This window comes from Kitasatospora acidiphila, from assembly GCF_006636205.1.
In the GTDB taxonomy this organism is placed as follows: Bacteria; Actinomycetota; Actinomycetes; order Streptomycetales; family Streptomycetaceae; genus Kitasatospora; species Kitasatospora acidiphila.
Genome location: NZ_VIGB01000003.1, coordinates 6,240,174 through 6,264,472 on the forward strand (window position 1 = coordinate 6,240,174; position 24,299 = coordinate 6,264,472).

Here is a 24,299-nt window from a genome sequence, read left to right on the forward strand (position 1 = left end):
CGGATGGTTGCTATGCGTAGCAATCCGTGACTCACCGTAAGACACGTGGTCGAGTCGTGCCACAGCAATGCCGCCGTTAGCGCGGCGCCGGCCTGCCGGGCGGGCACTGGGGGCGCCCGCCCGGCAGGCGGTCAGGCGAGGCGGCGGGTGGTGACGGCCTGGAGGAAGGTGGACCAGGCGGTGGGGGCGAAGCGGAGGTGCGGGCCGTCGAAGTCCTTGCTGTCGCGGACCGGCCAGTGATCGTCGCGGCGGGGGTTGAAAACACCCCGGCAGGCTTCGGGCGGAGAGGGCGAGGCATGGTCTCACCAGAGAATCGGCCCGTCCTCGGCCAGAAAGGCGCCCGTCGGGCCGTCCTCGCCCGCTGTCGCCAGGTCAACCGCCACGGCCGCGCCCTCCTCCGCCGTGCGTATCCCGGTGTGGCGGTTGAGGTCGGTCGCGCAGTAGCCGGGACTCACCGCGTTGACCAGGATCCCTTCGGCGCGCAGTTCATCGGCGTAGAGCACGGTGATCGCGTTCAGCGCACTCTTCGAGGTGCAGTAAGGGAGGAGGACCGAGGAGTAGGCGGACCACGGGCTGCCCGGGTCGGCCAGGTGGGTGAGGGAGCCGAGTTCGCTGGACATGTTGACGATGCGTGCGGCGGCGGAGCGGCGGAGCAGGGGGAGCATGGCGTGGGTCACCGCGATGACGCCGAACACGTTGGTCTCGTAGACCTGCCGGACGGTAGCGGCTGGGGTTTCACTCGGCTTTTGCGGTCCGGCGGTGATCGCGGCGTTGTTGACGAGGATGTCGAGGCGGCCGAACGTGGCGTCGATGTGCTTGGCGGCGGCCTGGACCGAGATCTCGTCGGTGACGTCCAGCGGAACGAACCGTACGTCGGCGCCGCCCGCGCGAAGCTCCTCGGCCGCCGCCTCGCCACGCTCGGCATTGCGGGCGCCGATCAGCACGGTGATGCCGAGGGCTGCGAGCCTGCGCGCCGTTTCCTTGCCGATGCCCTTGTTCGCGCCGGTGATCAGAGCAGTCTTCTGCGAAGTCGTCATGGCACCCAGCCTCCCCTCACCCACGGGCGGCAGGGAAAGACCAGAAGACTCTGGATCTATAGTCCACAGATATGAGTGAGCTAGAGGTGCGGGAGCTGAGGTACTTCATCGCGGTCGCCGAGGAACTGAACTTCAGCCGGGCCGCGCACCGCCTGGGGATGGCGCAGCCCCCGCTGTCGAAGGCGATCGCTCAGATGGAGTCCCGGCTCGGGGTACGCCTGCTGGAGCGCACCACCCGGCAGGTGAGGCTGACCAACGCCGGTCAGGTGCTGCTCGACCAGGCCCGGATCGCGGTCGACGCGGTGCACGCGGCGGCCCGGCGTGCACGCCGGGCCGGTGAGCCGACACCCCGGCTCGTCGTGGCGGTCAAGCCGGCAGGCGATGCCGGGCTGCTGCGGGAGATCCTCGCCGCCTACCGGGGAACGGGTTCGCATCTGCCGCCGCCCGAAGTCGTCGTCGGCGGCAGCGGAGAGCCGATCGCCATGCTGCGGGACGGCCGTGCCGACGTAGCGCTGCTGCGCAGCCCGTTCGACGGTCAAGGGCTGGATTCCCAGACGCTCGTGGTCGAGCCGCGACTGGCCGTCCTCCCCGCCGCGCACCGCCTGGCCGGACGCCGGCGACTGCGGCTGACCGACCTCAAGGGCGAACCGATCCCGCGCTGGAAGGGGGCCGCCCCCTCCACCACCGCCTACTACACCGGATACGACGGAGCGGAAGCAGGCGATGGCCACACGGGCTTGGCGCCGGCCGACACTCCTGAGGGGCCGCTCGTGGCCAGCGTCGAGCAACTCCTGGAGGTGGTCGCGCTGGGCCAGGCGGTGGCGTTCCTGTCACTCTCCACCACCGAGCGGCACCAGCGCCCGGACATCGCATACCGGCCGGTCACCGGCCTCAGCCCCAGCGCGGTCATGGTCGCCTGGCCGGAGACCTCGCGATCCGCAGCCGTCGCCGCCTTCGTCCAAGCCGCCCACGACGTCGCCGCCCACCACTCCGACCACATGACCGCACTGGCCTACTGACCGGGGGCACTCACCCCTCGCCATGACGATCACTGGAGGACCGATTTCAGACAACCACCAGCGCGGAGGAAGGCCAGCACCCCCTCACCCGCCACCGCCATGCGCATGCCGCTCGTCCCCGCGCTCAGTCACCCGATTCGTCGGTGAATGAGTGCGTCAGGCGCCTGTAGGGCGTGGGAACGGCGGCCAGGCGCTCCGGCGTCCAGTGCTCGGGCCGCTCATCGAGGGTGAGGTCGCCGTCGCGGCGGAGCAGCCAGACGACCTCGCTCTGGAAGTGCAGCACGGCGTCGCCGGGCACCCGCTGCAGGAGGCCGGCGGCAAGGTGCACCACCTCGTCCATGGCGGTGATCGTGTCCCGCTTGTCGAGCGTGAACGCGACGGTCACCGTCTCGGTGAACTCCTGGCCGTCGATCACCGTGGGCCAACGGCGTGGCCCCACCCGGCACACTCGGAACCAGGTGCCCCCGGCCGTCAACGCGCCGTCACCGAGCACCAGTTCCGTGGTGTGCCGCGCATCGACCAGCCCCGTGCGGTCGCCCACCGCGCGGAGCTCGCGGGCCACCTGCGGGGCGGACCACGGGGTTATCAGGTCGAGGTAGTAGTCGAGCGCCATGGTGCCGACCGTACGGCACCACCCGGGAACTGTTGTGCCAGTACTGACCGTTCATGCGGCGGGGAGGTCGATGATGCCGGGAGTGAGACGCGGTCCGGGCTGGTACCGGGGGGACTGCCATGTGCATTCGGTGTACTCGGACGGCGAGCTGACGCCCGTCCGGCTGGTCGCCGAGGCCCGCGCGGCCGGGCTGCACTTCATGGCCGGCACCGAGCACAACTCGGCTGCGAATCCTGACACTTGGGGAGCTGAAGCCGGAGATGGCCTGCTGGTCGTGCTGGGCACGGAAGTGACCACCCGCACCGGCCACTGGCTGGCCCTCGGTATCGAGCCGGGCCAACTGGTCGACTGGGACTACCGGGTGCGGGACGGACGCATTGACCAGGCGATGGCGGGCGTGCACGAGGTGGGCGGGCTCTGCGTGGCCGCGCACCCCCATGCGCCGTACCCGACGGGCCGGTTCATGTACGCCTACCAGGGCTTCGACGCGGTCGAGGTGTGGAACGGGCCGTGGAGCTCGGACCGGCCGTGGCAGGCCGACAACGAGGCAGCGCTCGCCGAGTGGGGGCGGAGCCTGGCCGCCGACGTGGAAACCGGGCAGTGGCGGCCCGCCATCGGCAACAGCGATGCGCATCTGGCGGGCCAACTCGGCACCCCGCAGACGGTGGTGTTCGCCGAGGAACTGAGCAGCCCGGGTGTGCTGGCGGGGATCAGGGTCGGGCGCAGCTGGATCGCCGAGTCGGCGGCCGTCCAACTCTCGTTCCTCGCCGATGCCGCGGGCCGCAGCGCCGGGGTGGGCGAGCGGCTGGCGACCGCGGGGGAGCCGGTCACGGTGCGGGCGCGGATCCAGGGGGTACCGTCCGCCACCGTGACCTTCCACAGCGATCGGGGCGCCGTGCACCGGGGTTCGCTGCCCGCGCACGGCACGGGCACCGCGACCTGGTGCACGAGTGCGGCGGAAACGGCCTTCGTCCGGGTCGAACTGCGCCATCCCGACGGCCGGATGGCCGCGCTCAGCAACCCGATCATCCTGCACTGAGGCCGTACCGAGGCCGCATCGGGCGTGCACCAACGCGTGTACCAAAGCGCGCGAGGGTCATTGACCCGAACCCAACCAGTGGGTAACTTCCCGGCCAGTAACCTCGCGGAAACCCGGCCCCGCCGCCCCCAACGGCCCGGCCGGTCCTTCTCCCTGGCACAGCCCCCACCCCTGGTTTCAAGGAGAGCCCCCGCATGTCCCTCCGTGCCCGCTCACGCCGTCTCGCGGCCGCCGTCGCGGCGTCCGCCACCCTGGCCGGCCTCGGCCTCGCGCTGCCCGCCCAGGCCCAGGCCGACTCACCCGTCAACTACGTTGCGCTCGGTGACAGTTACAGTGCCGGGTCGGGCATCCTGCCGCTCGACCTGAGCGCCCCGCTGGAGTGCGCCCGCTCCAGCCTGAACTACCCGCACGACCTGGCCGCCCAGGCCGGGCTGAACCTCACCGACGTCACCTGCGGCGGCGCCCAGACCAAGGACTTCGCCGGCTCCCAGTACCCGGGCGTCGCACCGCAGTTGGACGCGCTCAACGCCAATACCGGCCTGGTCACCATGACCATCGGCGGCAACGACAGCGGTGTCTTCATCGACGCGATCCTCGCCTGCGGTTCGGCCGGTGTGGTCACCCTCGGGTTCGGCGACCCCTGCCAGACGCTCTACGGCTCCAGCTTCGACAACACCATCGACAACAGCACCTATCCGGCGCTGGTGTCGGCGCTGAACGCCGTCCGGGCCAAGGCCCCCAATGCCCGCGTGGCCATCGTCGGCTACCCGTGGATCGTGCCGAGCCAGGCCGTGCCCGGCTGCTTCGTCAAGATGCCCATCGCGTCCGGCGACATTCCCTACCTGCGCGACCTGGAGGTGCACCTCAACTCGGCCGTGCAGCGGGCCGCCGCCACCACCGGCGCCAGTTACGTCGACATGTCGGCCGCCTCCGACGGCCACGACGCCTGCCAGCCGATCGGCACCCGGTGGATCGAGCCGGTGCTGTTCGGCACCAACTACGTGCCGGTCCACCCCAACGCCCTGGGCGAGGCCGCGATGGCCGGCCAGGTCGCCGACACGCTCGGCCTCAACTGACCCGACCCTGAGCCGTCCCGGGTTGACCCCGGGGCGGCTCCGCTCATCCTGCGCTTGAGCGCTTCGGCGCCTCAGCGCTGTCCGCGCAGCTCCGCGAGCACGGCGTCGGTGAAGGCCGGCCACACCTCGGCGGCCCACGGCCCGAAGTTGCGGTCGGCGAGGGCAACGCAGGCCACGCCCGCCACCGGGTCGACCCAGAGGAAGGTGCCGGACTGGCCGAAGTGCCCGAAGGTGGCGGGGGAGCTGGTGGCGCCCGTCCAGTGCGGGGACTTGCCGTCGCGGATCTCGAAGCCCAAGCCCCAGTCGTTGGGCCGCTGGTGGCCGAAGCCCGGCAGCACCCCACTCAGGCCGGGGAAGGACACCTCAAGGGTGGCGGTGGCCACCGTGGAGGGGTGCAGCAGGCGCGGGGCCTGCAACTCGGCGGCGAAGAGCGCCAGATCGGCGGCCGTGGAGACGCCGCCGGCGCCGGCCGGGCTGCGGTGCGCCGGGTCGATCACGGTGTCCGTCATGCCCAGCGGCTGGAACACGGCCTCGGCCGCATAGCGCTCGAACGGGATGCCGGACGCCTTGGCCACGGTGTCGGCGAGGACGTCGAAGCCGGCGTTGGAGTAGAGGCGGCGGGTCCCGGGGGCGGCCATCGCCCGGGGCTCGTCGAAGGCCAGACCCGAGCAGTGGGACAGCAGGTGGCGCACGGTGGCGCCGTCCGGCCCGGCCGGGTCGTCCAGCTCGAAGACGCCCTCCTCGACGGCGACCAGCGCCGCGTAGGCGGTCAGCGGCTTCGTCACCGAGGCCAGTTGGAAGCGGTGCCGCTGCGGGCCGTGCGCCCCCAGCAGCGCGCCGTCCGCGCCCCGCACCACTGCCACCGCAGCCGTCTTGACCGGCCAGTCTTCGATCATCCGCACGCTCTGCATGACCTGCACTGTAATGCGAAGGAGGGATTTCACGGATTGCGCTTGCTTGGAGTGCACTCCAACTCGATAGCGTCAAGGGCGTCAACACCGCACGGACCAACTGCACTGACCGGGGGAAGTGACCGATGAGCGCGGAACTCCTGGCGTCGCTCGACGATGCCGAACGGACGCCGCGGCACAGCATCAGCGAGGTCGCCGAGCTGACCGGGCTCACCGCCCACACGCTGCGCTGGTACGAGCGGATCGGCCTGCTCGAACCGGTGGACCGCACGCACGCCGGCCGCCGCCGCTACAGCGACGCCGACCTGGCCCGCCTGGAGTTCCTCGGCAAGCTGCGCCTGACCGGCATGTCGGTGGCGGACATGGTCCGCTACATCGAGATGGTCCGCGAGGGCCCCGCGACCATGGACGCGCGGCGCGACCTGCTGATCGAGCACCGCGCCGAGGTCCGGGAGCGGATAGCCGATCTGCACGCCAGCCTCGCGGTGCTGGACTACAAGATCGACTTTTACGGTGCGCAGGCGGCGACGACCGCGAACACGATCGCGCAGGCGAACACGAGCGCGAAGACGACCGCGACCGTGACCACGAACGACAGCACCACCACGCACGAGCGCACCACCACGAACAACAGCAACTCCCGGAAGGCAGTAAGCGCATGAGTGACACCAAGCTCCCCACCGTCGAGCTCGGCAAGGGCGGTCCGCTGGTCGGGGCGCAGGGCCTGGGCTGCATGGGCATGAGCGAGTTCTACGGCCCGACCGACACCACCGAGGCGCTGGCGACCCTGGACGCCGCGCTGGAGGCGGGCGTCACCCTGTACGACACCGCCGACATGTACGGCTTCGGCGCCAACGAGGAGCTGATCGGCCCGTTCGTCCGGGCCAACCGCGACCAGGTGGTGATCGCCACCAAGTTCGCCATCGAGCGACGGGCCGAGGATCCCACCTACCGCAAGGTCCGCAACGACCCGGCCTACATCCGCCAGGCCGTCGACGGCTCGCTCAAGCGCCTGGGCATCGACGTGATCGACCTCTACTACATGCACCGCCGCGACCCCGGCGTGCCGCTGGCCGAGTCGATCGGCGCCATGGCCGAGCTGGTGCAGGCCGGCAAGGTCCGCCACCTGGGCCTGTCCGAGGTGACGGGTGCCGAGCTGCGCGAGGCGCACGCGGTCCACCCGATCGCCGCCGTGCAGTCCGAGTGGTCGCTGTTCACCCGGGACGTCGAGCGGGCCGTGGTGCCCACCGCCGCCGAGCTGGGCGTCGCCCTGGTGCCGTACTCGCCGCTCGGCCGCGGCTTCCTGACCGGCTCCTTCGCCCAGGCCGGCGAGCTGACCGAGGGCGACTTCCGCCACAGCCAGCCGCGCTTCACCGGCGACAACGCGGCCGCCAACGCCGCGCTGATCGCGCCGATCCAGCAGATCGCCGCCGAGCGCGGGGTGACGGCGGCTCAGGTCGCGCTGGCCTGGGTGCAGCAGCGGGCCCAGGTGCACAACCTGACGGTCGTTCCGATCCCGGGCACCCGCAAGCGCACCCGGCTCGCCGAGAACGTCGCCGGCGCCGTCCTGAAGCTCACCGACGCCGAGCTGGCCAAGCTGGAGCCCATCGCCGGCGAGGTGACGGGCGACCGCTACGCCGACATGCAGTTCACCTTCGCCGGGCGGGAGTGACGGCGACTCGGCTCGGATGAACCAGAAGATGAACTAGCAATGGCGCCCTGTCAGTTGATGACAGGGCGCCAGTCGCGGTGCTGCCGCAGCGTCAGCTGTACTTGACGTCCTGGTAGTCGCCCAGCGCGATGGTGGCGAAGTTGTAGAGGCTGTCGGTGCCCGGGTCGAAGTAGCCGGCGTGGCCGACGGCTCCGGCGGACGAGATGCGCTCGGCGCCGAAGTCGGGGCTGGTCGGGTCGGCACCGTGGCCGAGACCGCCGACCTCCAGGTACGGGACGTTCCCGATCCAGTCCGCCGGGTTGCGGGTGGCCCAGACCTGGACGCCGGTGCCGAGCTGGGCGGCGTTGTCCACGTTCATGCCGGGGCTGCCGAGGATCATCATGTCGGTGGTCGCGCCGCGCAGCTTGGGCGCCGCCTCGCCGCAGACCACGCTGCCGTAGGAGTGGCAGATCAGCGACGGCGGGGCGGCCGGGGCGGTGGTCCGGTGCAGTCCGTCGAGGAAGCGCAGCAGCCGCGGCACGGCGGCGTCGGCCAGCCGGGAGGTCACGGCGTCCGGGCCCAGGCCGAGCGGGCTGACGTAGTCGGTCCAGGCGATCACCGCGGTCGGAACGCCGGGCGAGAGCTTCTGCTCCTCGGCCTGCACGGCGCGGGCCATGCCGGCGGAGCTCTGCAGCGGGCGGTCCTTGGGGTCGTGGTGACCGAGGTCACTGTCGGACCCGGGCACCACCACGGAGATCCGCTGGGCGGCGGCCAGGTCGCCGAAGACCTCGGTGACCAGGCCCCGGCCGCGCGGGTCGAAGGCGAGGATCTGGCGGCCCGGCTCCAGCAGCGGGCGGGAGTCGTTGGCCCGGCTGGCCGCCTGGGCGCGCTGGTCGGCGTGCAGCTTCTTGTCGGTGCTCGCGGCCAGGGCGCGGTCCAGCTCGTTCTGCACCGCGATGCGGTTGGCCTGGTAGCGCAGCTGGATCGGGGCGCCGTCCAGGTTGCCGACCACAAGCGGGTAGCTCTGCGCGAGCTGCTGCTGCTCGGCGGGGGTGAGCGAGGCGAAGAAGGCGGCCACGGTGGCGGCGTCCGCGGTGGCCGGGTCGGGCAGTGTGCGGCCCAGGGAGTGGTCCTGCACCCAGGCGGCGGCGCCGGCCGGCGGAGTGGTGATCGCCACCTGCTCGTTGGACCGGGTCGCCTGGGCCGCCGCGTTGCCGGCATCTGCCAGCACCGCGCAGGCCGCGAAAGCGCCGATCATCACGCGCTTCAGCCGGCGGCGCTGCATCGCCTCAACTCCTGGTGGTACGACGGCTGGTCGGGGACCGCCGAGCGGGGCACGTCTGGATACAAGCGGCCAGCGTAACGGGCGATGGCGCCCCGTCGAACTGTGGGGTGAATCACAGTGAAGCCGACCAGGTGTGTCGTAGGCGACACGATGGAAGTCACAGAGTAGCGGAGTCACTCGACGGAGTGTCAGCCGCCTGTTGACGCAGGGTCAGGGTCGGTGACCGGCGTCAGGCGCCCAGTGACCGGTGACCAGCGCCGGGCCGAGCTGGTCCAGCTGCGCCTCGATCACCGCGATCATGCCCTCCGGGCCCTCCTCGCGCCGCTGGTCGCCGGCGCTGGACCAGGCCAGGTGCGCGGTGCGGATCGCGGCGCTGAAGACCGCGGCCAGCAGCCGGGGGCGCAGGTCGGCAGCGGCGTCCACGCCCTCCCGGGCGGCGAGGATCGCGGCCACCCGCTGCTCCTGCTCGGCGGAGCGGCGCAGCTGGGCGGCGAGCAGGCTCGGGGTCGACTCGATCAGCTGGAGCAGCTCCAGCGCCGCCGAGACGCCCCGGGAGCCCTGCTGGTAGTCCTCGGTGCTGAGGTCCCGCCAGGCCGCGCAGACCGCCATCCGCAGGGCCAGCAGCGGGGGCTCGTCGGACGGGCGGTCGGCGAGGCGTTCGACGAAGTAGTCCTCCGCGTCGGCCAGGACGGCGAGCGCGGCCTCCTCCTTGTTGGCGAAGTAGCGGAAGAAGGTCCGCTGCGAGACGTCCACCGCCGCGGCGATCTCGTCCACCGTGGTGCGCGCATAGCCCTGGCTCAGGAACAGCCGGTGCGCGGCGTCCACCAGGGCGTCCCGGGTGCGCTGCTTCTTGCGCTCGCGCAGACCGGGTGCGGGAGCGGGCACAGCTGTCGAGGTCGAGCCCATGCCCTCACGATATCGCCTCCGCCGCACCCCCTGAACGCTTGCTGTCAGCCACTGCCATAATCTCCCCGGGTGGCGCCCGCAGGCCGACGCGCTCGTGGGGACGGGCAGGACCCGGGCGCCACTACCCACACCCGTTCGGAGAACCGGGCTCCCGGGGAAGCAGCCTCCTGGGAAACGGCCGAGGGCCGGCTCCCCGCCGAAAGCGGGGGCCGGCCCTCAGACGTGCTGGTGGCGGGGATCAGGCGTCGCCGCCGGCTGCGCCCGGGTGGGCGGCGGCGACATCGAGCAGCTGGTAGCGGTCGATCGTCTCCTTCAGCGCGGAGCGCTCGATCTTGCCCTGCTTGGCCAGCTCGGTGAGCACGCCCAGGACCACCGACTGCGCGTCGATGTGGAAGAACCGGCGGGCCGCACCGCGGGTGTCGGCGAAGCCGAAGCCGTCGGCGCCCAGCGACTGCCACTGGCCCGGCACCCAGCGGGCGATCTGGTCCGGCACCGCGCGCATCCAGTCGGAGACCGCGACGAACGGGCCCTCGGCGCCCTGTAGCTTCTGGGTGACGTACGGCACCCGCTGAGGCTCCTCCGGGTGGAGCAGGTTGAACTCCTCGGTGGCGACCGCGTCGCGGCGCAGCTCGTTCCAGGAGGTGGCCGACCAGACGTCCGCCTTGACGTTCCACTCCTCGGCGAGGATCCGCTGCGCCTCCAGCGCCCACGGCACCGCGACACCCGAGGCGAGGATCTGCGCCGGGATCTGGCCGGCGGTGCCGGCCTGGTACTTGTGGAGGCCCTTGAGGATGCCCTCGACGTCGACGTCCTCGGGCTCGGCCGGCATCTGGATCGGCTCGTTGTAGACCGTCATGTAGTAGAAGACGTCCTCGCCGTGCGGGTGCTCGGCGGTGGAGCCGTACATCCGGCGCAGACCGTCCTGGACGATGTGGGCGATCTCGAACCCGTAGGCCGGGTCGTAGGCCACCACGCCCGGGTTGGTGGACGCCAGCAGGTGCGAGTGGCCGTCGGCGTGCTGCAGGCCCTCACCGGTCAGCGTGGTGCGGCCGGCGGTGGCGCCGATGACGAAGCCGCGGGCCAGCTGGTCGGCCATCTGCCAGAACTGGTCGCCGGTGCGCTGGAACCCGAACATCGAGTAGAAGACGTAGACCGGGATCAGCGGCTCGCCGTGCGTCGCGTAGGACGAACCGGCGGCGATCAGCGAGGCGGTGCTGCCGGCCTCGGAGATGCCGTCGTGCAGCATCTGGCCGGTCGGCGACTCCTTGTAGGCCAGCAGCAGCTCGCGGTCGACCGACTCGTAGGTCTGGCCGAGCGGGTTGTAGATCTTGGCCGACGGGAAGAGCGAGTCCATGCCGAAGGTGCGGTACTCGTCCGGCGCGATCGGCACGAAGCGGTTGCCGATGCCCTTGTCCCGCATCAGGTCCTTGAGCAGCCGGACGAAGGCCATCGTGGTGGCGATGGTCTGCTGGCCGGAGCCCTTCTTGACCGCCTTGTACGCGTCGTCGCCGGGCAGCACCAGCTGGCGCGGGCGCACCTTGCGGGTCGGCACGTAGCCGCCGAGCTCCTGCCGGCGGTCGTGCATGTACTGGATCTCCTCCGAGTCGCGGCCCGGGTGGTAGTAGGGCGGGTAGCCCTCCTCCAGCTGCTTGTCGGTGATCGGGATGTGCAGCCGGTCGCGGAACCGCTTGAGGTCCTCGACGGTCAGCTTCTTCATCTGGTGGGTCGCGTTGCGGCCCTCGAAGTTCGGACCCAGGGTCCAGCCCTTGACGGTCTGGGCCAGGATCACGGTCGGCTGGCCCTTGTGCTCGCGGGCCGCCTTGAAGGCCGCGTAGACCTTCTTGTGGTCGTGGCCGCCACGACCCAGGTGCTGGATCTGCTGGTCGGTCATGTTCTCGACCATCGCGCGCAGGCGCAGGTCGTCACCGAAGAAGTGCTCGCGGATGTACGCGCCGGTCTCGGTCGCGTAGGTCTGGAACTGGCCGTCCGGGGTGGTGTTCATCTTGTTGACCAGGACGCCGTCGCGGTCCTGGGCCAGCAGCGGGTCCCAGGTGCGGTCCCAGATCAGCTTGATGACGTTCCAGCCGGCGCCGCGGAACTGCGACTCCAGCTCCTGGATGATCTTGCCGTTGCCGCGGACCGGGCCGTCCAGGCGCTGCAGGTTGCAGTTGACCACGAAGGTCAGGTTGTCCAGGCCCTCGCGCGCGGCGAGCGACAGCTGGCCGAGCGACTCCGGCTCGTCCATCTCGCCGTCACCGAGGAAGGCGTAGACGTGCGACTGAGAGGTGTCCTTGATGCCGCGGTGCTCCAGGTAGCGGTTCATCCGGGCCTGGTAGATCGCACCCAGCGGGCCGAGGCCCATGGAGACGGTCGGGAACTCCCAGAAGTCCGGCATCAGCCGCGGGTGCGGGTAGCTGGACAGGCCGTACGGGGCCTTGGACTTCTCCTGGCGGAACGCGTCGAGCTGCTGCTCGGAGAGTCGGTCCAGCAGGAAGGCGCGGGCGTAGATGCCCGGGGAGGCGTGGCCCTGGAAGAAGATCTGGTCGCCGGACTCGCCCTCGGCGTCCTTGCCGCGGAAGAAGTAGTTGAAGCCGACGTCGTAGAGCGACGCGGAGGAGGCGAAGGTGGCGATGTGGCCGCCGACGCCGATGCCGGGCCGCTGGGCGCGCGAAACCATGACGGCCGCGTTCCAGCGGGTCGCGTTGAGGACCTTGCGCTCGATCTCCTCGTTGCCGGGGAAGAACGGCTCGTCCTTGGTGGCGATCGTGTTGACGTAGTCCGTGCTGCGCATCTCGGGCACGGCCACGCGCTTCTCGCGGGCACGCTCGATCAGGCGGAGCATCAGGTAGCGGGCGCGCTCACGTCCCCGCTCGTCGATGGCCGCGTCAAGCGACTCCAGCCATTCCGCGGTCTCCTCGGGATCGAAGTCCGGGACCTGACTCGGAAGGCCGCCAATGATGATCGGGTTGCGATCTGATCCGGAAGCCACGCTGTTCCTTCACTGTCGGACGAATTCTCTGGTGTTGTCGCGCCGCCTCCATCGTGCTACCGCGTTCGGAGATCCGTCATCTCTACCGATCGGTAACCATCGTCCCTGCTGGTTATCTGCCATGGGGAACCCGGTCAGGTGGCGTGCGGCCGGCGGTCCACCGTGGGTCCGCCGGAGTGAGGGCCAACAGAAGACTTTACGCCCGTGATCGGCATGCACTCGAATGCCGTTCGTATGGCGGGCGCGGTGACCGGATCTCGGCCATCCGCCGCCAGGCATCCGCAGCATGGGCGAACGGTCCGCAAAAGGGCAAATCGGTGTGATTCCCGGCACAGGTTACGGCGTGTCTTGGGACGACACGTCAACCTTTGGGTGGGATCGGGGGTCGGGTACTTGCGCGAACCGCCGCGCACGTGTGGACTACGGCCACAGCCCTGGCATCGACGCCGGGCCGAAATACTGGAGGTTATTCCCGTGAGCGCGACCGCGGACCCCGCGGACAAGTCCAACCCGGCCCTCAAGCTGGGCTTCGAGCCCGGTCAGGTCATCCAGGAGCTCGGGTTCGACGATGACACCGACCAGGTTCTCCGCGAGGGCATCGAGGAGATCACTGGGGAGGAGCTCGCCGACGAGGACTACGACGACGTCGCCGACGGCGTCCTGCTGTGGCACCGCGATGATGACGGGGATCTGACCGATGCCCTCGTCGACGCCCAGGAGTACCTGGTCGAAGGCGGTCTGATCTGGCTGCTGACGCCCAAGAAGGGGCGCGACGGCCACATCGAGGCCCACGAGATCGCCGAGGCCGCGCAGACCGCGGGTCTCTCCCAGACCAGCTCGATCAGCGTCGCCGCCGAGTGGGCGGGCACCCGCCTGGCCACGCCGAAGGCCGCGAAGTCCAAGCGCTGAGCCGTCCCGGCAGCTGGTGATCCGGCCCCCGTTGGAGTCCCCTCCAGTGGGGGCCGTGTGCGTTCCCGGACTGTTCGCCCCGGGCGCTGCCCTTAACAGCTGTTCGCCTCCGGCGAAACTGTCTCGCGGGTGCCTTCAGGACTCACCCGTTAGGCCGAAACCGGTCCGCCGGATGCGAGGATGAGCCCCGCGACCGGCCGTAGCGCCGCCGCCACCCTGCGGGATCCACCGTGACCCGCGGGACCCTACCGAGACCCGTGACGAAAGGTCCTCACCATGGCCATCGAGGTCGGCACCCAGGCTCCGGACTTCGAGCTCAAGAACCAGCACGGCGAGCTGGTCAAGCTCTCCGACTTCCGGGGCGAGAAGAACGTCGTCCTGGTCTTCTACCCGTTCGCCTTCACCGGTGTCTGCACCGGCGAGGTCTGCGAGATCCAGAACGAGCTGCCGCGGCTGCAGAACGACGACGTGCAGGTGCTGGCGGTCTCCAACGACTCGCCGTTCAGCCTGCGGGTCTTCGCCGAGCAGCAGGGCCTGGAGTACCCGCTGCTGTCGGACTTCTGGCCGCACGGCACCGTCTCCCGGGCCTACGGCGTCTTCGACGAGGAGAAGGGCTGCGCGGTGCGCGGCACCTTCGTGATCGACAAGGCCGGCGTGGTGCGCTGGACGGTCGTCAACGGCCTGCCGGACGCCCGCGACACCAAGGAGTACCTGACGGCGGTCGACGCGCTCTGAGCGCAGCGCCAGGGCCCGGCGCGGCGGGACCTCCCGGCGCACCGGGCCGCCGCGCTCCGGCGGCGGTCCGGCCGGGCCGCCCGCCGACCCTCGTGGCGCCAACTCCCGTGACGGGAACCGGCACTACGATCGGCCCGTTGGGCGATTCAGAGAGCCCGCACGGCACAACGAGACGCGACCCGAACGACGACAGCTTCATGGAGGACCTGTGGGTGTGAGCCTGAGCAAGGGCGGCAACGTCTCGCTGACCAAGGAGGTGCCGGGCCTGACGGCCGTCCTGGTCGGCCTGGGGTGGGACGCCCGGACCACTACCGGTGCCGACTTCGACCTGGACGCCAGCGCGCTGCTCTGCAACGAGCAGGGCAAGGTGGGCAAGGACAGCGACTTCGTCTTCTTCAACAACCTCAAGAGCCCGGACGGCTCGGTCGAGCACGCCGGCGACAACCTGACCGGTGACGGCGAGGGCGACGACGAGGTCATCAAGGTCGACCTGTCGACCGTGCCGCCCGCCGTGTCGAAGATCGTCTTCCCGGTGTCGATCTACGACGCCGATGTCCGCAGCCAGAACTTCGGCCAGGTCCGCAACGCCTACATCCGGGTGGTCAACCAGCTCGGCGGCCAGGAGATCGCCCGTTACGACCTCTCCGAGGACGCCTCCACCGAGACCGCGATGGTCTTCGGTGAGCTCTACCGCAACGGCACCGAGTGGAAGTTCCGCGCGATCGGCCAGGGCTACGCCTCCGGCCTGCGCGGGATCGCCCAGGACTTCGGGGTGAACGTCTGATCCCCGTCCGGATTCACCCGATGGCCCGCCCGAGTGGCGGGCCATCGGCGTTTCTGACTGCCCGTGCCCTGAGGGCGGATCAGGAGCAGCCCGGGCGGGAACCCGAAACAGTGGCCGGGAGCGGGCGCGACCCGCTTGATAGGTTCCAAGTTCAGCATGTTCAGTGGGCGGTCCAGGACTGATCGACCGTGAGTGGGCGTAGACATGGAAGTCGGCCCGCACACGTCCGATCGTGGCGCGGACCGCCAGGGAGTGGGAGGAAAATCCACCATGAGTGTCACGCTCGTCAAGGGCGGCAACGTCTCGCTGAGCAAGGCGTCGCCGAACCTGACGCAGGTGCAGATCGGCCTCGGCTGGGACGCCAGGTCGACCACCGGCGCGCCCTTCGACCTGGACGCCAGCGCGCTGCTCTGCTCCGGCGGCCGGGTGCTCGGCGACGAGTACTTCGTCTTCTACAACAACCTCAAGAGCCCCGAGGGTTCCGTCGAGCACATGGGCGACAACCTGGTCGGCGGGGTCGAGGGCGAGGACGGGGACGAGGAGGTCGTGGTGGTCAACCTCGACCTGGTGCCCGCGCAGGTGGACAAGGTGGTCTTCCCGGTCTCGATCTACGACGCCGACGCCCGGACGCAGAGCTTCGGCCAGGTCCGCAACGCCTACATCCGGGTGGTCAACCTGCAGACCGCCGAGGAGATCGCGCGCTACGACCTCACCGAGGACGCGTCCAGCGAGACCGCGATGATCTTCGGGGAGCTCTACCGCTACCAGGGCGAGTGGAAGTTCCGTGCCGTCGGTCAGGGCTACGCGTCGGGATTGCGAGGGATCGCCTTGGATTTCGGGGTCAACGTACAGTAAAGATTGCGTCAAAGAGATGATGTGATCTGTCACCGAAAGGTAGTCATAGCGTGTTCCTCCGAACCTTCGGATGGCCGTTCGCGGCCACGATCGCCGCACTGATCGGGGCAGGGCTGGTCTGGGGACCGACCGGGTTCGGCGTAGTGCTGATCTTGGCGATCCTGGAGATCTCGCTCTCCTTCGACAACGCGGTGGTCAACGCCACGGTCCTGAAGCGGATGAACCCGTTCTGGCAGAAGATCTTCCTGACGGTCGGCGTGCTGATCGCGGTCTTCGGCATGCGCCTGCTGTTCCCGCTGCTGGTGGTGGGGCTGACCGCGAAGATCGGGCCCGGCACGGTGCTGGACCTCGCCCTGCACAGCGACCACACGTACCACGGGCTGACCTACGCTCAGCACCTGGAGGCGGCCAACCCGGCGATCGCCGCGTTCGGTGGGATCTTCCTGCTGATGATCTTCCTGGACTTCGTGCTGGAGGAGAAGGACTACCACTGGCTGCGGTTCATCGAGCGCCCGCTGGAGAGGATCGGTCGGCTGGCCTCGGTCTCCACGGTGCTCGCGCTGGTCGCCCTGGTGCTCGCCGCCCGCTTCTTCGCCGGCGACCGGGCCGAGACGGTGCTGCTCGCCGGGGTGCTGGGCCTGGCGACCTACCTGGCGGTGAACGGCCTCTCCGGGCTCTTCGAGTCGTCGATGGAGGCCGATGAGGAGGGCGAGGAGGAAGACCAGCGGGCCGGGCGTTCGCTCGTGCAGGTGGCCGGCAAGGCGGCCTTCTTCCTGTTCCTCTACCTCGAGGTGCTGGACGCGTCGTTCTCGTTCGACGGCGTGGTCGGCGCCTTCGCCGTTTCGGACAACATCTTCCAGATCACGCTGGGCCTGGGCATCGGCGCGCTGTACATCCGCTCGCTGACGGTCTTCCTGGTCCGCAAGGGCACCCTGGACGACTACGTCTACCTGGAGCACGGCGCGCACTACGCGATCGGGGCGCTGGCCGGGATCCTGCTGGTCTCCATCGCGCACAAGATCCCGGAGATCGTCACCGGCCTGATCGGCGTGGCCTTCATCGGTGCCGCGCTCATCTCCTCGGTGCTGCGCAACCGGCGGCAGCCGGAGGACCCTGAGCTCGCGGCGGCGGACCAGCCCTCGGTGGCGGCGAGGCACTGATCGGGCGGCCGGCAAGCGAGGAGCCCCGCACCTGGTGATCAGGTGCGGGGCTCCGGTGCGTTCGGGGCCGGTTCGGCCCGCTCGGCTCGGGTGCGGGGCCGGTTCGGCCCGTCGGGGCCCAGGCCTGGTCGGCCCGGGTCGGAAGGGTCAGCCGAGCTTCTTCTCCATGGCGCGCAGCTTGCGCTCCAGCGAGTCGAACGGCGAGTCCAGCTTGGGCAGCGACAGCGTGTCGTCGTCCGGGGTCAGGTCGATGGCCTCCCGGCTCTCCCAACCGCCGTCCCGGCTGCTCCGGCCCTCGCCGCGCAGGCCGCCGGAGAGCGCCGCCGGCTCCAGCGCCGACGGGCCGACCTTGGCCATCGGGTCAGCGGCCTCCGCTAGCGCAGGCTCCGTAGCGGGCTGGGCGTCGCCGCTGCCGCGGGTCAGCGCGGGCACCTGGCGGCCACCGCGACCCCGGGGCAGGCCGGTGCCGGTCCGGGCGATCGCCTTCAGCTCGGCCCGCTCCCGGCGGTCGGCGCTGCGGGCCGCCGCACGGGCCTCCAGCTTGGCGGTCCGCTCCTCGCGGACCTCCTCCACCGCCTCGTCCAGGCTGCGCACGTTCTCCAGCAGCATCAGCGACCAGGCCGCGTAGGTCTCGCGCGGCGCCCGCAGCCAGCGGACGATCCGGATCTGCGGCAGCGGGCGCGGAATCAGGCCCTGCTCGCGCAGCGCGGCCCGGCGGGTCTGCTTCAGCGCCCGGTCGAAGAGCACCGCCGCCGAGATCGACATGCCGGCGAAGAACTGCGGGGCACCGTTGTGGTCGCCGCCGCGCGGGGCGTGCACCCAGTTGAACCAGGCCGAGGCGATCGCGAAGAGCCACACCAGCATGCGGGAGCCGAGCGCCGCGTCACCGTGGCTGGCCTCCCGCACCGCGAGCACCGAGCAGAACATGGCCGCACCGTCCAGGCCGAACGGCACCAGGTACTGCCAGCCGTTGCTCAGGCCCAGGTTCTGCGTACCGAAACCGACCAGGCCGTGGAACGAGAGCGCGGCGGCCACGCCGGCACAGACGAACAGCAGCACGTAGGAGGAGATCCCGTAGACCATCTCCTTGCGGCGGCGGCGCTCCTCGCTGCGCTCCCACGAGTCCGTGTTCTCCTCGGACTTGGCGGCCTTGAAGCGCAGGGTGGCCACCAGGATTGCAGTGAAGATCAGGGCCGCGCCGCCGACGACGGCCCAGACGACCTGTATGGAGGAGAGTGACATGCGGGTGTGAGCCTCTGCTTTCCGCGGTCGGGCGGGGAGGTTGGAGAGGTGCCCGCGGGTGACGGGGGACACCTGTGCGCCATGACGATATCGCGTCCGAGAAGGCGGCATGGTACGGGAGTACGAGTTGGACCGCCATCACCGTGACGGGTGGTATGCAAACCGAGTGACGGGGTGTCGGATCCGACGATGGCTCAGTCCCACTGCTGGGTAGGGAACCCGGTGCACAATGGTGCGTCAGACGATCGTCGCGGCAGGTGACGACGGGTCCGAGGGCTGGGGGTCGGCTGTGGGTGCGGTCTGGGAGTTCCTGCGCGGTGAACGGCATCTGTCCGACGTGCAGCTGAACCAGGGCGGCAAGATCACCCTGACCAAGTCCAGCCCCGCGCACGCGATAACGGGCGAGGGCGCGATGACCGGCAACCTCTACGTGAACCTGCACTGGACGGCACGCGAGGTCGACGGCGGGCAGGGGCAGCTGCGCCGCAAGCTGCTCCAGCCGCGCCAACTGCTGCGCAACGAGACCGAGGTCGGCCAGCCGGTCGGGCCGCAGAACGTCGACCTGGACCTCGCCTGCATGTATGAACTCGCCAACGGCGCCCGGGGCGTGGTGCAGCCGCTCGGCCAGTTCTTCGGCGACCTCAACCAGCCGCCGTACATCAAGCTGAGCGGCGACGACCAGTACGGTGCGCCGTCCGGCGAGACGATGTTCATCAACCTGGAGAAGAAGGACGAGTTCAAGCGGCTGCTGATCTTCGTCTACATCTACGACGGGACGCCGGCCTTCGCCCACACCCATGCCGTGATCCAGATCATCCCGCCGACCGGGCCGCGCCTGGAGGTCAACCTCGACCGCCGGGAGGCGGCCGCCCGGTCCTGTGCGGTGCTGCTGATCGAGAACCAGGGCGGCGTGCTGATGGCCCGCCGGGAGCTGCGGTACGTGCACGGCTTCCAGTCGGACCTGGACCGCCTGTACGGCTTCGGCATGCAGTGGCAGCGCGGCTACAAGGACAGCTGAGCCTGCGGCCGGGCCCGGCCGGCCCGGTCGCCGTGCGCCGGGCCGGTCAGCGCGGCTGGAACTGCGGGCCCTGCGGCGGGAGCGCGAAGTTGGGGTCCACCACCGGCGCGGGCTGCGGCGGCACCCCGGGCACTCCGGGCACCCCCGGCGCCTGCTGCGGCGCGGGCGGGTAGCCGTAACCGGGGTGCGGGGGCTGGGTCTGCGGCGGCTGCATGGTCTGAGGGTAGCCGTAGCCGGGCTGCTGCTGCGGATAGCCGTAGCCGGACTGGGTCGGCTGCTGCGGCGGCTGGCTCGGCGGGTAGCCGTACCCGGCGGCCACCGGGGCGGGAGCGGGCGCCGCGGCGGGTGGCGTCGGCACGGTGGGCGGGGCCGCCGGGGGCGGCGGCAGGGTCGGGCCGGTGGTGGGCTGGGCGGCCTGCGGGTGAGCAGCCTGCGGTTGACCGGCGGGCGCGGGGGCGGTGGTGACGCCGTGCGGCGCGGTGACCGGCGGGGCGCCGGGCGGTGGCGGCACGGCCGGGGTGCCGGGCTCGGCGGCCTGCTCCGCGGCCGCACCCGGCACGGGAGCCTCCTCGTCCACCGTGATGCCGAAGTCGGTGGCCAGGCCGCTCAGGCCGGACGCGTAGCCCTGGCCGACCGCGCGGAACTTCCAGCCGCCGTCCCGCCGGTAGAGCTCGCCGCAGACCAGCGCGGTGACCGCCTCGATGCCGCGCACCTGGAACTCGGCCAGCGGGTCGCCGCCGGCGTCGTAGAGCAGCATCCGCAGCCCGCTGACCTCGTGGAAGGTGCCCGGCTCCACCGAGCCCGCGACCACCACCCGGTCGACCCAGGCCGGGAGCTTGGCCAGGTCGACCTCGATGGTGTCGGCGATCTCCGCGGCGCCCGCCACCCGCTGCTTGGGCAGGTGGCGGACCACCCCGGAGGGGTGGCGCGGCTGGTTGTAGAAGACGAAGTCGGCGTCCGACTGGACCTTGCCGCCCGCGCCGAGCAGCAGAGCCGAAGCGTCCACGTCCGGCGCGTCCGGCACCGCGCTCCAGCGCAGCACGGCCCGGACCGCGGCTGCGGCCAGCGAGATATTGGCACCCTTCGCCATCACGTGCGTCATACCGGCCATCCTGCCTGCCCACCCGACCGCCGGACAACGCGGGTGCACGGGCGTGTCCGGGCCGCGGGGCACGGCGGTACGTGTCCGGAGAGCCGCCGAGTGGCCGAAAAACTTGCCTGATATCGCAACTGATTAAACGTTTATCGCGCGTCGAAAAGTTCAGCGAATTCCGGGTCCGTGCGCGCCGGAACCGCCTCTGACGGGTCGTACGATAGGCCGCTACCGACAGGGTGGGCTGCGGCAACGGGCGTTGCCCGCGCGGCATCGCGGGGGATTTTCGGCGCATTGCCGGGGGTGGTTCCCGGGTCTTGCCCTGCCGCTGCTTTCCGATGCCCTGCCGGCCATGTGCCGGCCCCGTCACGGGAGATTGTTTTGCGCCATTTCGGCCAGCTGGGCGCGGAGGTCCGCCGGCGGCTCTTCCATCTCGAGCCGCAGTCGTTCGATCGGCGAAGCGACGCCCCCGTGCTGGCCGCCGCCCTGGGCGCCACCCTCTACTGCCCCGCCACCCGGCCCGCGCTCGCCGCCGACGTCCGCCGCCAGGCGGCCCGCGGCGCCGTCTCCATGGTGCTCTGCCTGGAGGACGCGATAGCCGACTCCCAGGTCCGCGCGGCCGAGGCCAACCTGCTGACCCAACTGGCCCGGCTTGCCGCCGGCCCCGAGGACGACCTGCCGCTGCTCTTCGTCCGGGTCCGCACCGCCGAGCAGATCGGCGACCTGACCCGGCGGCTCGGGGCCGCCGCCCGGCTGCTCAGCGGCTATGTGCTGCCCAAGTTCACCGAGGCCACCGGCCCGGGCTACCTGGAGCGGCTGGCCGAGGCCGAAGCCGCCCTGGGGCAGCGGCTGTTCGGGATGCCCGTGCTGGAATCGCCGGAACTGGCCCACCTCGAGCGACGCAGATCCGAACTGCTGGGCGTGGCCGAGGTGCTGGCCAAGCACCGGGAGCGAGTGCTGGCCGTCCGGCTGGGCGTCACCGACCTGTGCGCCGCCTACGGACTGCGCCGCTCACCCGAACTGACCGCCTACGAGCTGCCGTTGGTCGCCAGCGCGATCGGCGACGTGGTCAACGTCCTCGGCCGGACCGACGGCACCGGCTTCACCCTGACCGGGCCGGTCTGGGAGTACTTCCCGCTGCCCGGCGGCGGCCCCGAGCTGGACGGCCTGCGGCGCGAGCTCGAACTCGACCTGGCCAACGGGCTGCTGGGCAAGACCTGCGTGCACCCCAGCCAGCTGCCGGTGGTGCACGCCCGCACGGTGGTCAGCCACGAGGAGTACCGCGACGCCTCGGACATCCTGCGCCGTGAGGCCGGCGGGGTCTCGGCCTCCGACTACCGCAACAAGATGAACGAGGCCGGGCCGCACCGGCGGTGGGCCGAGCGGGTGCTGAGGCGGGCGGCGGCCTTCGGGGTGGCCCGGGCCGGGGTCGGGTTCGCGGAGCTGCTGTCGGCGGTGCGGGGTGGGTGAGGTGGTGGCCGGCGGGCAGGTGGGTGAGGTGGTGGCCGGCGGGCTGGTGGGTGAGGTGGTGGCCGGCGGGCCGGAGGGCGAGGTGGTGGCCGGCCGGCCGGAGGGCGAGGCCTGGGGCGGTTCCTGGGTGGCCGAGCAGGTCGGCATCGAGCTGTCCGACTCGCCCGGCCTGCGGGACCTGGTGGGGATGGCGATCCGGCGCGGCAACCCGGCGCGCGCCCAGCTGCTGGTCTCCCGGGTGCTGGGCAAGCACGTTCCGCAGCACCCCTCGGTGGTGCTCGGCGCCGGGCGGCGGCTGGGCGCCGAGGTGCGGGCCGTGCTCGGGGCGGAGCCGGCCGTGGTGCTGAGCTACGCGGAGACCGCCACCGCGCTCGGGCAGTGCGTGGCCGACGAGTTGGGAGCTGTCCACCTGCACTCCACCCGGCGCGCGGTGCCCGCCTACACCTCGGTGGCCGACTTCGAGGAGGAGCACTCGCACGCCACCTCGCACCTGCTGCTGCCACGTGATCCCGAACTGCTGGCGGCCGACGGCGCGTTGGTTCTCGTCGACGACGAACTTTCGACCGGCCGTACGGTGTTGAACACCATCGCCGCGCTGCATCGCCGGTGGCCGCGCCGGCGGTACGTACTGGCCGCGCTGGTCGATCTGCGCACCGTGCGGGACCGGGCGCGCCTCGCGGAGTTCGCCGCCGGGCTCGGGGCCTCGGTGACCGCGGTCGCCCTGGCTCGCGGCGAGATCCGGCTGCCGGCCGACGTGGTGGTGCGGGCGGCTGCAGTGGTGGCACGGGCCGGAGCGGAGGCACGGGCGGCTGCAGTGGTGCGGGGCGCCCCGGTGGTGCGGGCGAGGGTGCGACCGGCGCGCCGGCTGCTGAGCGCGCCGACCTGGTGCGCCTGGAGCTCGACTGGCCACTCGGGGTGCCGGAGGGTGCGCGGCACGGCTGCACGCCCGACGAGGTGCGCCGGCTCACCGCGGCGCTGCCCGCGCTGGCGGACACCCTGGCCGGCCGGCTGCGCGGCGACGAACGGCGGATCCTGGTGCTCGGCAGCGAGGAGCTGATGTACGCGCCGCTGCGGCTGGCCGAGGCGCTGGCCGGGGCCCTGCCCCAAGCGGAGGTCCGGTTCTCCAGCACCACCCGCTCACCGGTGCACGCGGTGGACGCCGACGGCTACCCGATCCGCACCGTGGTGGATTTCCCGGCACCCGAGGGCGAGGGCGAGCGGTACGCCTACAACGTGGCACCCGGCCGGCGCCGGGCCAGCCGGTTCGACGCCGTGGTCCTGGTGGTCGACGCGACCGCCGACACCCCCGCACTGCACGCACCGGACGGCCTGCCGGCCCGGCTGCGCGCGACCACCGACCGGGTGGTGCTGGCCGTGCTGCCCACGGTCGGGGCGCTGCCGCGCCCCCTCGGCGGCCCCGACTTCTCCTCCTACTCGGCGAGCGAGGTGCGCTGGCTGCTGACCGACCTCTCCGGCGCCGCCCTGGAGACGCCGACCGCCGAGCGCGAGGCCGCGACGCAGTCCGGGCGGGCGCACTACGCCCAGTCGCTGCCAGTGGAGTACCAGCCCGGCCCCCGCTACCAGGAGCTGTTCCGGCAGGCGCTGGCCGCCTCGGCCCGCCGGCTCGCGGTGGCCGTCGGCGTGGTCGCCGAGACCCTGCTCCGGGAGCGCGGCAGCAGCCTGGTGCTGGCCTCGCTGGCCCGGGCCGGCACGCCGGTGGGCCTGCTGGTGCGGCGCTGGCTGGCCCTGACGCACGGTCTGACGGTGCCGCACTACGCGGTGTCGATCCTGCGCGGTCGGGGCGTCGACCGGGTGGCACTGCGCTACCTCGCCCACCACCACGAGCCGCGGCAGGTGGCCTTCGTGGACGGCTGGACCGGCAAGGGCGCGATCACCCGGGAGCTCACGGCCGCGCTGGCCGGCACCCCGTTCGACCCCGCGCTGGCCGTACTGGCCGACCCCGGCCGGTGCGTGCGCACCTACGGCACCCGGGAGGACTTCCTGATCCCGTCGGCCTGCCTCAACTCGACGGTCTCCGGGCTGGTTTCACGCACCGTGCTCCGCGCCGACCTGATCGGCCCCGGGGACTTCCACGGCGCCAAGCACTACCGGGAGTTGGCCCCGCACGACGTCTCCGCACGGTTCGTCGACGCGGTCTGCGAATGGTTTCCGACGGTCCGTCAAGAAGCCCTGGCCGCAGCGGACTTGCTGGCTCGGGCGGGCGACGGCCGGGAGCCGGACTGGGCCGGTTGGGCGGCCGTCGAGCGGATCAGCGAGCGGTACGGGCTGGCCGACGTCAACCTGGTCAAGCCCGGCGTGGGGGAGACCACCCGGGTGCTGCTGCGCCGGGTGCCCTGGCGGGTGCTGGTGCGGGCCGGCGCGGGCGCCGAGCTGGAGCACCTGCGGCTGCTGGCCGAGGAGCGGGACGTTCCGGTGGAGGAGGTGGCCGAGCTGCCGTACTCGTGCGTCGGGTTGATCCGGCCGCTGGCGAACGGCGGGAGGTGACC

22 protein-coding genes and 1 pseudogene are annotated in these 24,299 nt (G+C 71.4%); 14 read left to right on the forward strand and 9 right to left on the reverse strand.

The genetic code is table 11. The annotated features are described in order from the left end of the window. Positions 1-131: 131 nt before the first annotated feature. Both E6W39_RS29540 and E6W39_RS29545 read right to left on the reverse strand, forming a co-directional pair. A pseudogene (locus E6W39_RS29540) lies at positions 132-224 on the reverse strand (DUF397 domain-containing protein); the annotation flags it as partial. Between the two features lie 78 nt (positions 225-302). Beyond that, positions 303-1,037 (reverse strand): SDR family oxidoreductase, encoded by a 735-nt coding sequence (locus E6W39_RS29545; RefSeq protein WP_181799496.1) that lies wholly within the window; start codon positions 1,035-1,037, stop codon positions 303-305. 71 nt (positions 1,038-1,108) lie between these two features. Between E6W39_RS29545 and E6W39_RS29550 the strand changes: the two genes are divergently transcribed. Further along, positions 1,109-2,056: a LysR family transcriptional regulator gene (locus E6W39_RS29550; RefSeq protein ID WP_141636090.1), complete on the forward strand. Its 948-nt coding sequence runs from the start codon at positions 1,109-1,111 to the stop codon at positions 2,054-2,056. Positions 2,057-2,180: 124 nt separating this feature from the next. Here the strand turns inward: E6W39_RS29550 and E6W39_RS29555 are convergent, their stop codons facing one another. Then, the gene (locus tag E6W39_RS29555; RefSeq protein WP_141636091.1) at positions 2,181-2,669 is read right to left on the reverse strand and encodes a SitI3 family protein; all 489 of its coding nucleotides are present in this window, start codon (positions 2,667-2,669) and stop codon (positions 2,181-2,183) included. 73 nt (positions 2,670-2,742) lie between these two features. Here E6W39_RS29555 and E6W39_RS29560 point away from each other — a divergent pair, with 73 nt between their 5' ends. Together E6W39_RS29560 and E6W39_RS29565 are read left to right on the forward strand one after the other, a co-directional pair. Then, positions 2,743-3,708, forward strand: coding sequence for a CehA/McbA family metallohydrolase (locus E6W39_RS29560; protein ID WP_228718738.1), 966 nt, complete (start codon positions 2,743-2,745; stop codon positions 3,706-3,708). A 194-nt stretch (positions 3,709-3,902) separates the two neighbouring features. Continuing rightward, on the forward strand, positions 3,903-4,784 hold the full coding sequence (locus E6W39_RS29565) for an SGNH/GDSL hydrolase family protein (RefSeq protein WP_141636092.1): 882 nt from the start codon (positions 3,903-3,905) through the stop codon (positions 4,782-4,784). Positions 4,785-4,855: 71 nt separating this feature from the next. Here E6W39_RS29565 and E6W39_RS29570 read toward each other — a convergent pair whose 3' ends face one another. Next, complete coding sequence (locus tag E6W39_RS29570; RefSeq protein ID WP_141636093.1) at positions 4,856-5,695, reverse strand: serine hydrolase domain-containing protein; 840 nt, start codon at positions 5,693-5,695, stop codon at positions 4,856-4,858. A gap of 125 nt (positions 5,696-5,820) precedes the next feature. On the opposite strand from E6W39_RS29570, the gene E6W39_RS29575 reads away from it, so the two are divergent. Beyond that, positions 5,821-6,357 carry a MerR family transcriptional regulator gene (locus E6W39_RS29575; protein ID WP_141636094.1) on the forward strand — a complete coding sequence of 179 codons (537 nt, stop codon included), beginning with the start codon at positions 5,821-5,823 and terminating at the stop codon, positions 6,355-6,357. Beyond that, positions 6,354-7,367 carry an aldo/keto reductase gene (locus E6W39_RS29580; RefSeq protein WP_141636095.1) on the forward strand — a complete coding sequence of 338 codons (1,014 nt, stop codon included), beginning with the start codon at positions 6,354-6,356 and terminating at the stop codon, positions 7,365-7,367. Before E6W39_RS29575 ends, E6W39_RS29580 begins: the two co-directional genes overlap by 4 nt. A 91-nt stretch (positions 7,368-7,458) precedes the next feature. Here E6W39_RS29580 and E6W39_RS29585 read toward each other — a convergent pair whose 3' ends face one another. The 3 genes from E6W39_RS29585 to aceE all read right to left on the reverse strand — a co-directional run bounded on the left by E6W39_RS29585 (position 7,459) and on the right by aceE (position 12,526). Continuing rightward, positions 7,459-8,631: an alpha/beta hydrolase gene (locus E6W39_RS29585; protein ID WP_141636096.1), complete on the reverse strand. Its 1,173-nt coding sequence runs from the start codon at positions 8,629-8,631 to the stop codon at positions 7,459-7,461. Between the two features lie 210 nt (positions 8,632-8,841). After that, positions 8,842-9,537 carry a TetR family transcriptional regulator gene (locus tag E6W39_RS29590; protein WP_141636097.1) on the reverse strand — a complete coding sequence of 232 codons (696 nt, stop codon included), beginning with the start codon at positions 9,535-9,537 and terminating at the stop codon, positions 8,842-8,844. 238 nt (positions 9,538-9,775) lie between these two features. Continuing rightward, positions 9,776-12,526 carry a pyruvate dehydrogenase (acetyl-transferring), homodimeric type gene (gene aceE / locus E6W39_RS29595; RefSeq protein ID WP_141636098.1) on the reverse strand — a complete coding sequence of 917 codons (2,751 nt, stop codon included), beginning with the start codon at positions 12,524-12,526 and terminating at the stop codon, positions 9,776-9,778. Positions 12,527-13,000: 474 nt separating this feature from the next. Here aceE and E6W39_RS29600 point away from each other — a divergent pair, with 474 nt between their 5' ends. The 5 genes from E6W39_RS29600 (at position 13,001) to E6W39_RS29620 (ending at position 16,969) form a co-directional block, all read left to right on the forward strand. Further along, on the forward strand, positions 13,001-13,435 hold the full coding sequence (locus E6W39_RS29600; protein WP_141636099.1) for a DUF3052 domain-containing protein: 435 nt from the start codon (positions 13,001-13,003) through the stop codon (positions 13,433-13,435). 276 nt (positions 13,436-13,711) lie between these two features. Next, complete coding sequence (locus E6W39_RS29605; RefSeq protein WP_141636100.1) at positions 13,712-14,170, forward strand: peroxiredoxin; 459 nt, start codon at positions 13,712-13,714, stop codon at positions 14,168-14,170. Between the two features lie 208 nt (positions 14,171-14,378). Beyond that, complete coding sequence (locus E6W39_RS29610) at positions 14,379-14,954, forward strand: TerD family protein (protein ID WP_141636101.1); 576 nt, start codon at positions 14,379-14,381, stop codon at positions 14,952-14,954. A 270-nt stretch (positions 14,955-15,224) separates the two neighbouring features. Further along, positions 15,225-15,809, forward strand: a complete 585-nt coding sequence (locus E6W39_RS29615; RefSeq protein WP_141636102.1) for a TerD family protein — start codon at positions 15,225-15,227, stop codon at positions 15,807-15,809. Positions 15,810-15,859: 50 nt separating this feature from the next. Next, positions 15,860-16,969, forward strand: coding sequence for a DUF475 domain-containing protein (locus tag E6W39_RS29620; RefSeq protein ID WP_141636103.1), 1,110 nt, complete (start codon positions 15,860-15,862; stop codon positions 16,967-16,969). A gap of 147 nt (positions 16,970-17,116) precedes the next feature. Here the strand turns inward: E6W39_RS29620 and E6W39_RS29625 are convergent, their stop codons facing one another. After that, positions 17,117-18,211, reverse strand: coding sequence for a DUF2637 domain-containing protein (locus tag E6W39_RS29625; protein ID WP_141636104.1), 1,095 nt, complete (start codon positions 18,209-18,211; stop codon positions 17,117-17,119). Positions 18,212-18,440: 229 nt separating this feature from the next. On the opposite strand from E6W39_RS29625, the gene E6W39_RS29630 reads away from it, so the two are divergent. Beyond that, on the forward strand, positions 18,441-19,229 hold the full coding sequence (locus E6W39_RS29630; protein WP_228718407.1) for a Tellurium resistance: 789 nt from the start codon (positions 18,441-18,443) through the stop codon (positions 19,227-19,229). A gap of 46 nt (positions 19,230-19,275) precedes the next feature. Here the strand turns inward: E6W39_RS29630 and E6W39_RS29635 are convergent, their stop codons facing one another. Further along, positions 19,276-20,331, reverse strand: a complete 1,056-nt coding sequence (locus E6W39_RS29635; protein WP_141636105.1) for a TerD family protein — start codon at positions 20,329-20,331, stop codon at positions 19,276-19,278. Between the two features lie 372 nt (positions 20,332-20,703). Between E6W39_RS29635 and E6W39_RS29640 the strand changes: the two genes are divergently transcribed. Genes E6W39_RS29640 through E6W39_RS44305 form a run of 3 tightly spaced genes read left to right on the forward strand, consistent with a single transcriptional unit; the run spans position 20,704 to position 24,297 of the window. After that, complete coding sequence (locus tag E6W39_RS29640) at positions 20,704-21,792, forward strand: HpcH/HpaI aldolase/citrate lyase family protein (RefSeq protein ID WP_141636106.1); 1,089 nt, start codon at positions 20,704-20,706, stop codon at positions 21,790-21,792. Beyond that, positions 21,785-22,849: a phosphoribosyltransferase domain-containing protein gene (locus E6W39_RS44300; protein WP_407658498.1), complete on the forward strand. Its 1,065-nt coding sequence runs from the start codon at positions 21,785-21,787 to the stop codon at positions 22,847-22,849. The genes E6W39_RS29640 and E6W39_RS44300 overlap by 8 nt, the downstream gene beginning before the upstream one ends. Next, positions 22,747-24,297, forward strand: a complete 1,551-nt coding sequence (locus E6W39_RS44305; protein WP_407658499.1) for a cysteine protease StiP domain-containing protein — start codon at positions 22,747-22,749, stop codon at positions 24,295-24,297. The genes E6W39_RS44300 and E6W39_RS44305 overlap by 103 nt, the downstream gene beginning before the upstream one ends. The last annotated feature ends 2 nt before the right edge of the window (positions 24,298-24,299 follow it).

Bases quoted from the DNA above. Each gene is read 5' to 3' on its own strand.
- E6W39_RS29545 (WP_181799496.1), bottom strand. From the start codon at position 1,037: ATGACGACTTCGCAGAAGACTGCTCTGATCACCGGCGCGAACAAGGGC.
- E6W39_RS29550 (WP_141636090.1), top strand. From the start codon at position 1,109: ATGAGTGAGCTAGAGGTGCGGGAGCTGAGGTACTTCATCGCGGTCGCC.
- E6W39_RS29555 (WP_141636091.1), bottom strand. From the start codon at position 2,669: ATGGCGCTCGACTACTACCTCGACCTGATAACCCCGTGGTCCGCCCCG.
- E6W39_RS29560 (WP_228718738.1), top strand. From the start codon at position 2,743: ATGCCGGGAGTGAGACGCGGTCCGGGCTGGTACCGGGGGGACTGCCAT.
- E6W39_RS29565 (WP_141636092.1), top strand. From the start codon at position 3,903: ATGTCCCTCCGTGCCCGCTCACGCCGTCTCGCGGCCGCCGTCGCGGCG.
- E6W39_RS29570 (WP_141636093.1), bottom strand. From the start codon at position 5,695: ATGCAGAGCGTGCGGATGATCGAAGACTGGCCGGTCAAGACGGCTGCG.
- E6W39_RS29575 (WP_141636094.1), top strand. From the start codon at position 5,821: ATGAGCGCGGAACTCCTGGCGTCGCTCGACGATGCCGAACGGACGCCG.
- E6W39_RS29580 (WP_141636095.1), top strand. From the start codon at position 6,354: ATGAGTGACACCAAGCTCCCCACCGTCGAGCTCGGCAAGGGCGGTCCG.
- E6W39_RS29585 (WP_141636096.1), bottom strand. From the start codon at position 8,631: ATGCAGCGCCGCCGGCTGAAGCGCGTGATGATCGGCGCTTTCGCGGCC.
- E6W39_RS29590 (WP_141636097.1), bottom strand. From the start codon at position 9,537: ATGGGCTCGACCTCGACAGCTGTGCCCGCTCCCGCACCCGGTCTGCGC.
- E6W39_RS29605 (WP_141636100.1), top strand. From the start codon at position 13,712: ATGGCCATCGAGGTCGGCACCCAGGCTCCGGACTTCGAGCTCAAGAAC.
- E6W39_RS29615 (WP_141636102.1), top strand. From the start codon at position 15,225: ATGAGTGTCACGCTCGTCAAGGGCGGCAACGTCTCGCTGAGCAAGGCG.
- E6W39_RS29625 (WP_141636104.1), bottom strand. From the start codon at position 18,211: ATGTCACTCTCCTCCATACAGGTCGTCTGGGCCGTCGTCGGCGGCGCG.
- E6W39_RS29630 (WP_228718407.1), top strand. From the start codon at position 18,441: ATGGTGCGTCAGACGATCGTCGCGGCAGGTGACGACGGGTCCGAGGGC.
- E6W39_RS29635 (WP_141636105.1), bottom strand. From the start codon at position 20,331: ATGACGCACGTGATGGCGAAGGGTGCCAATATCTCGCTGGCCGCAGCC.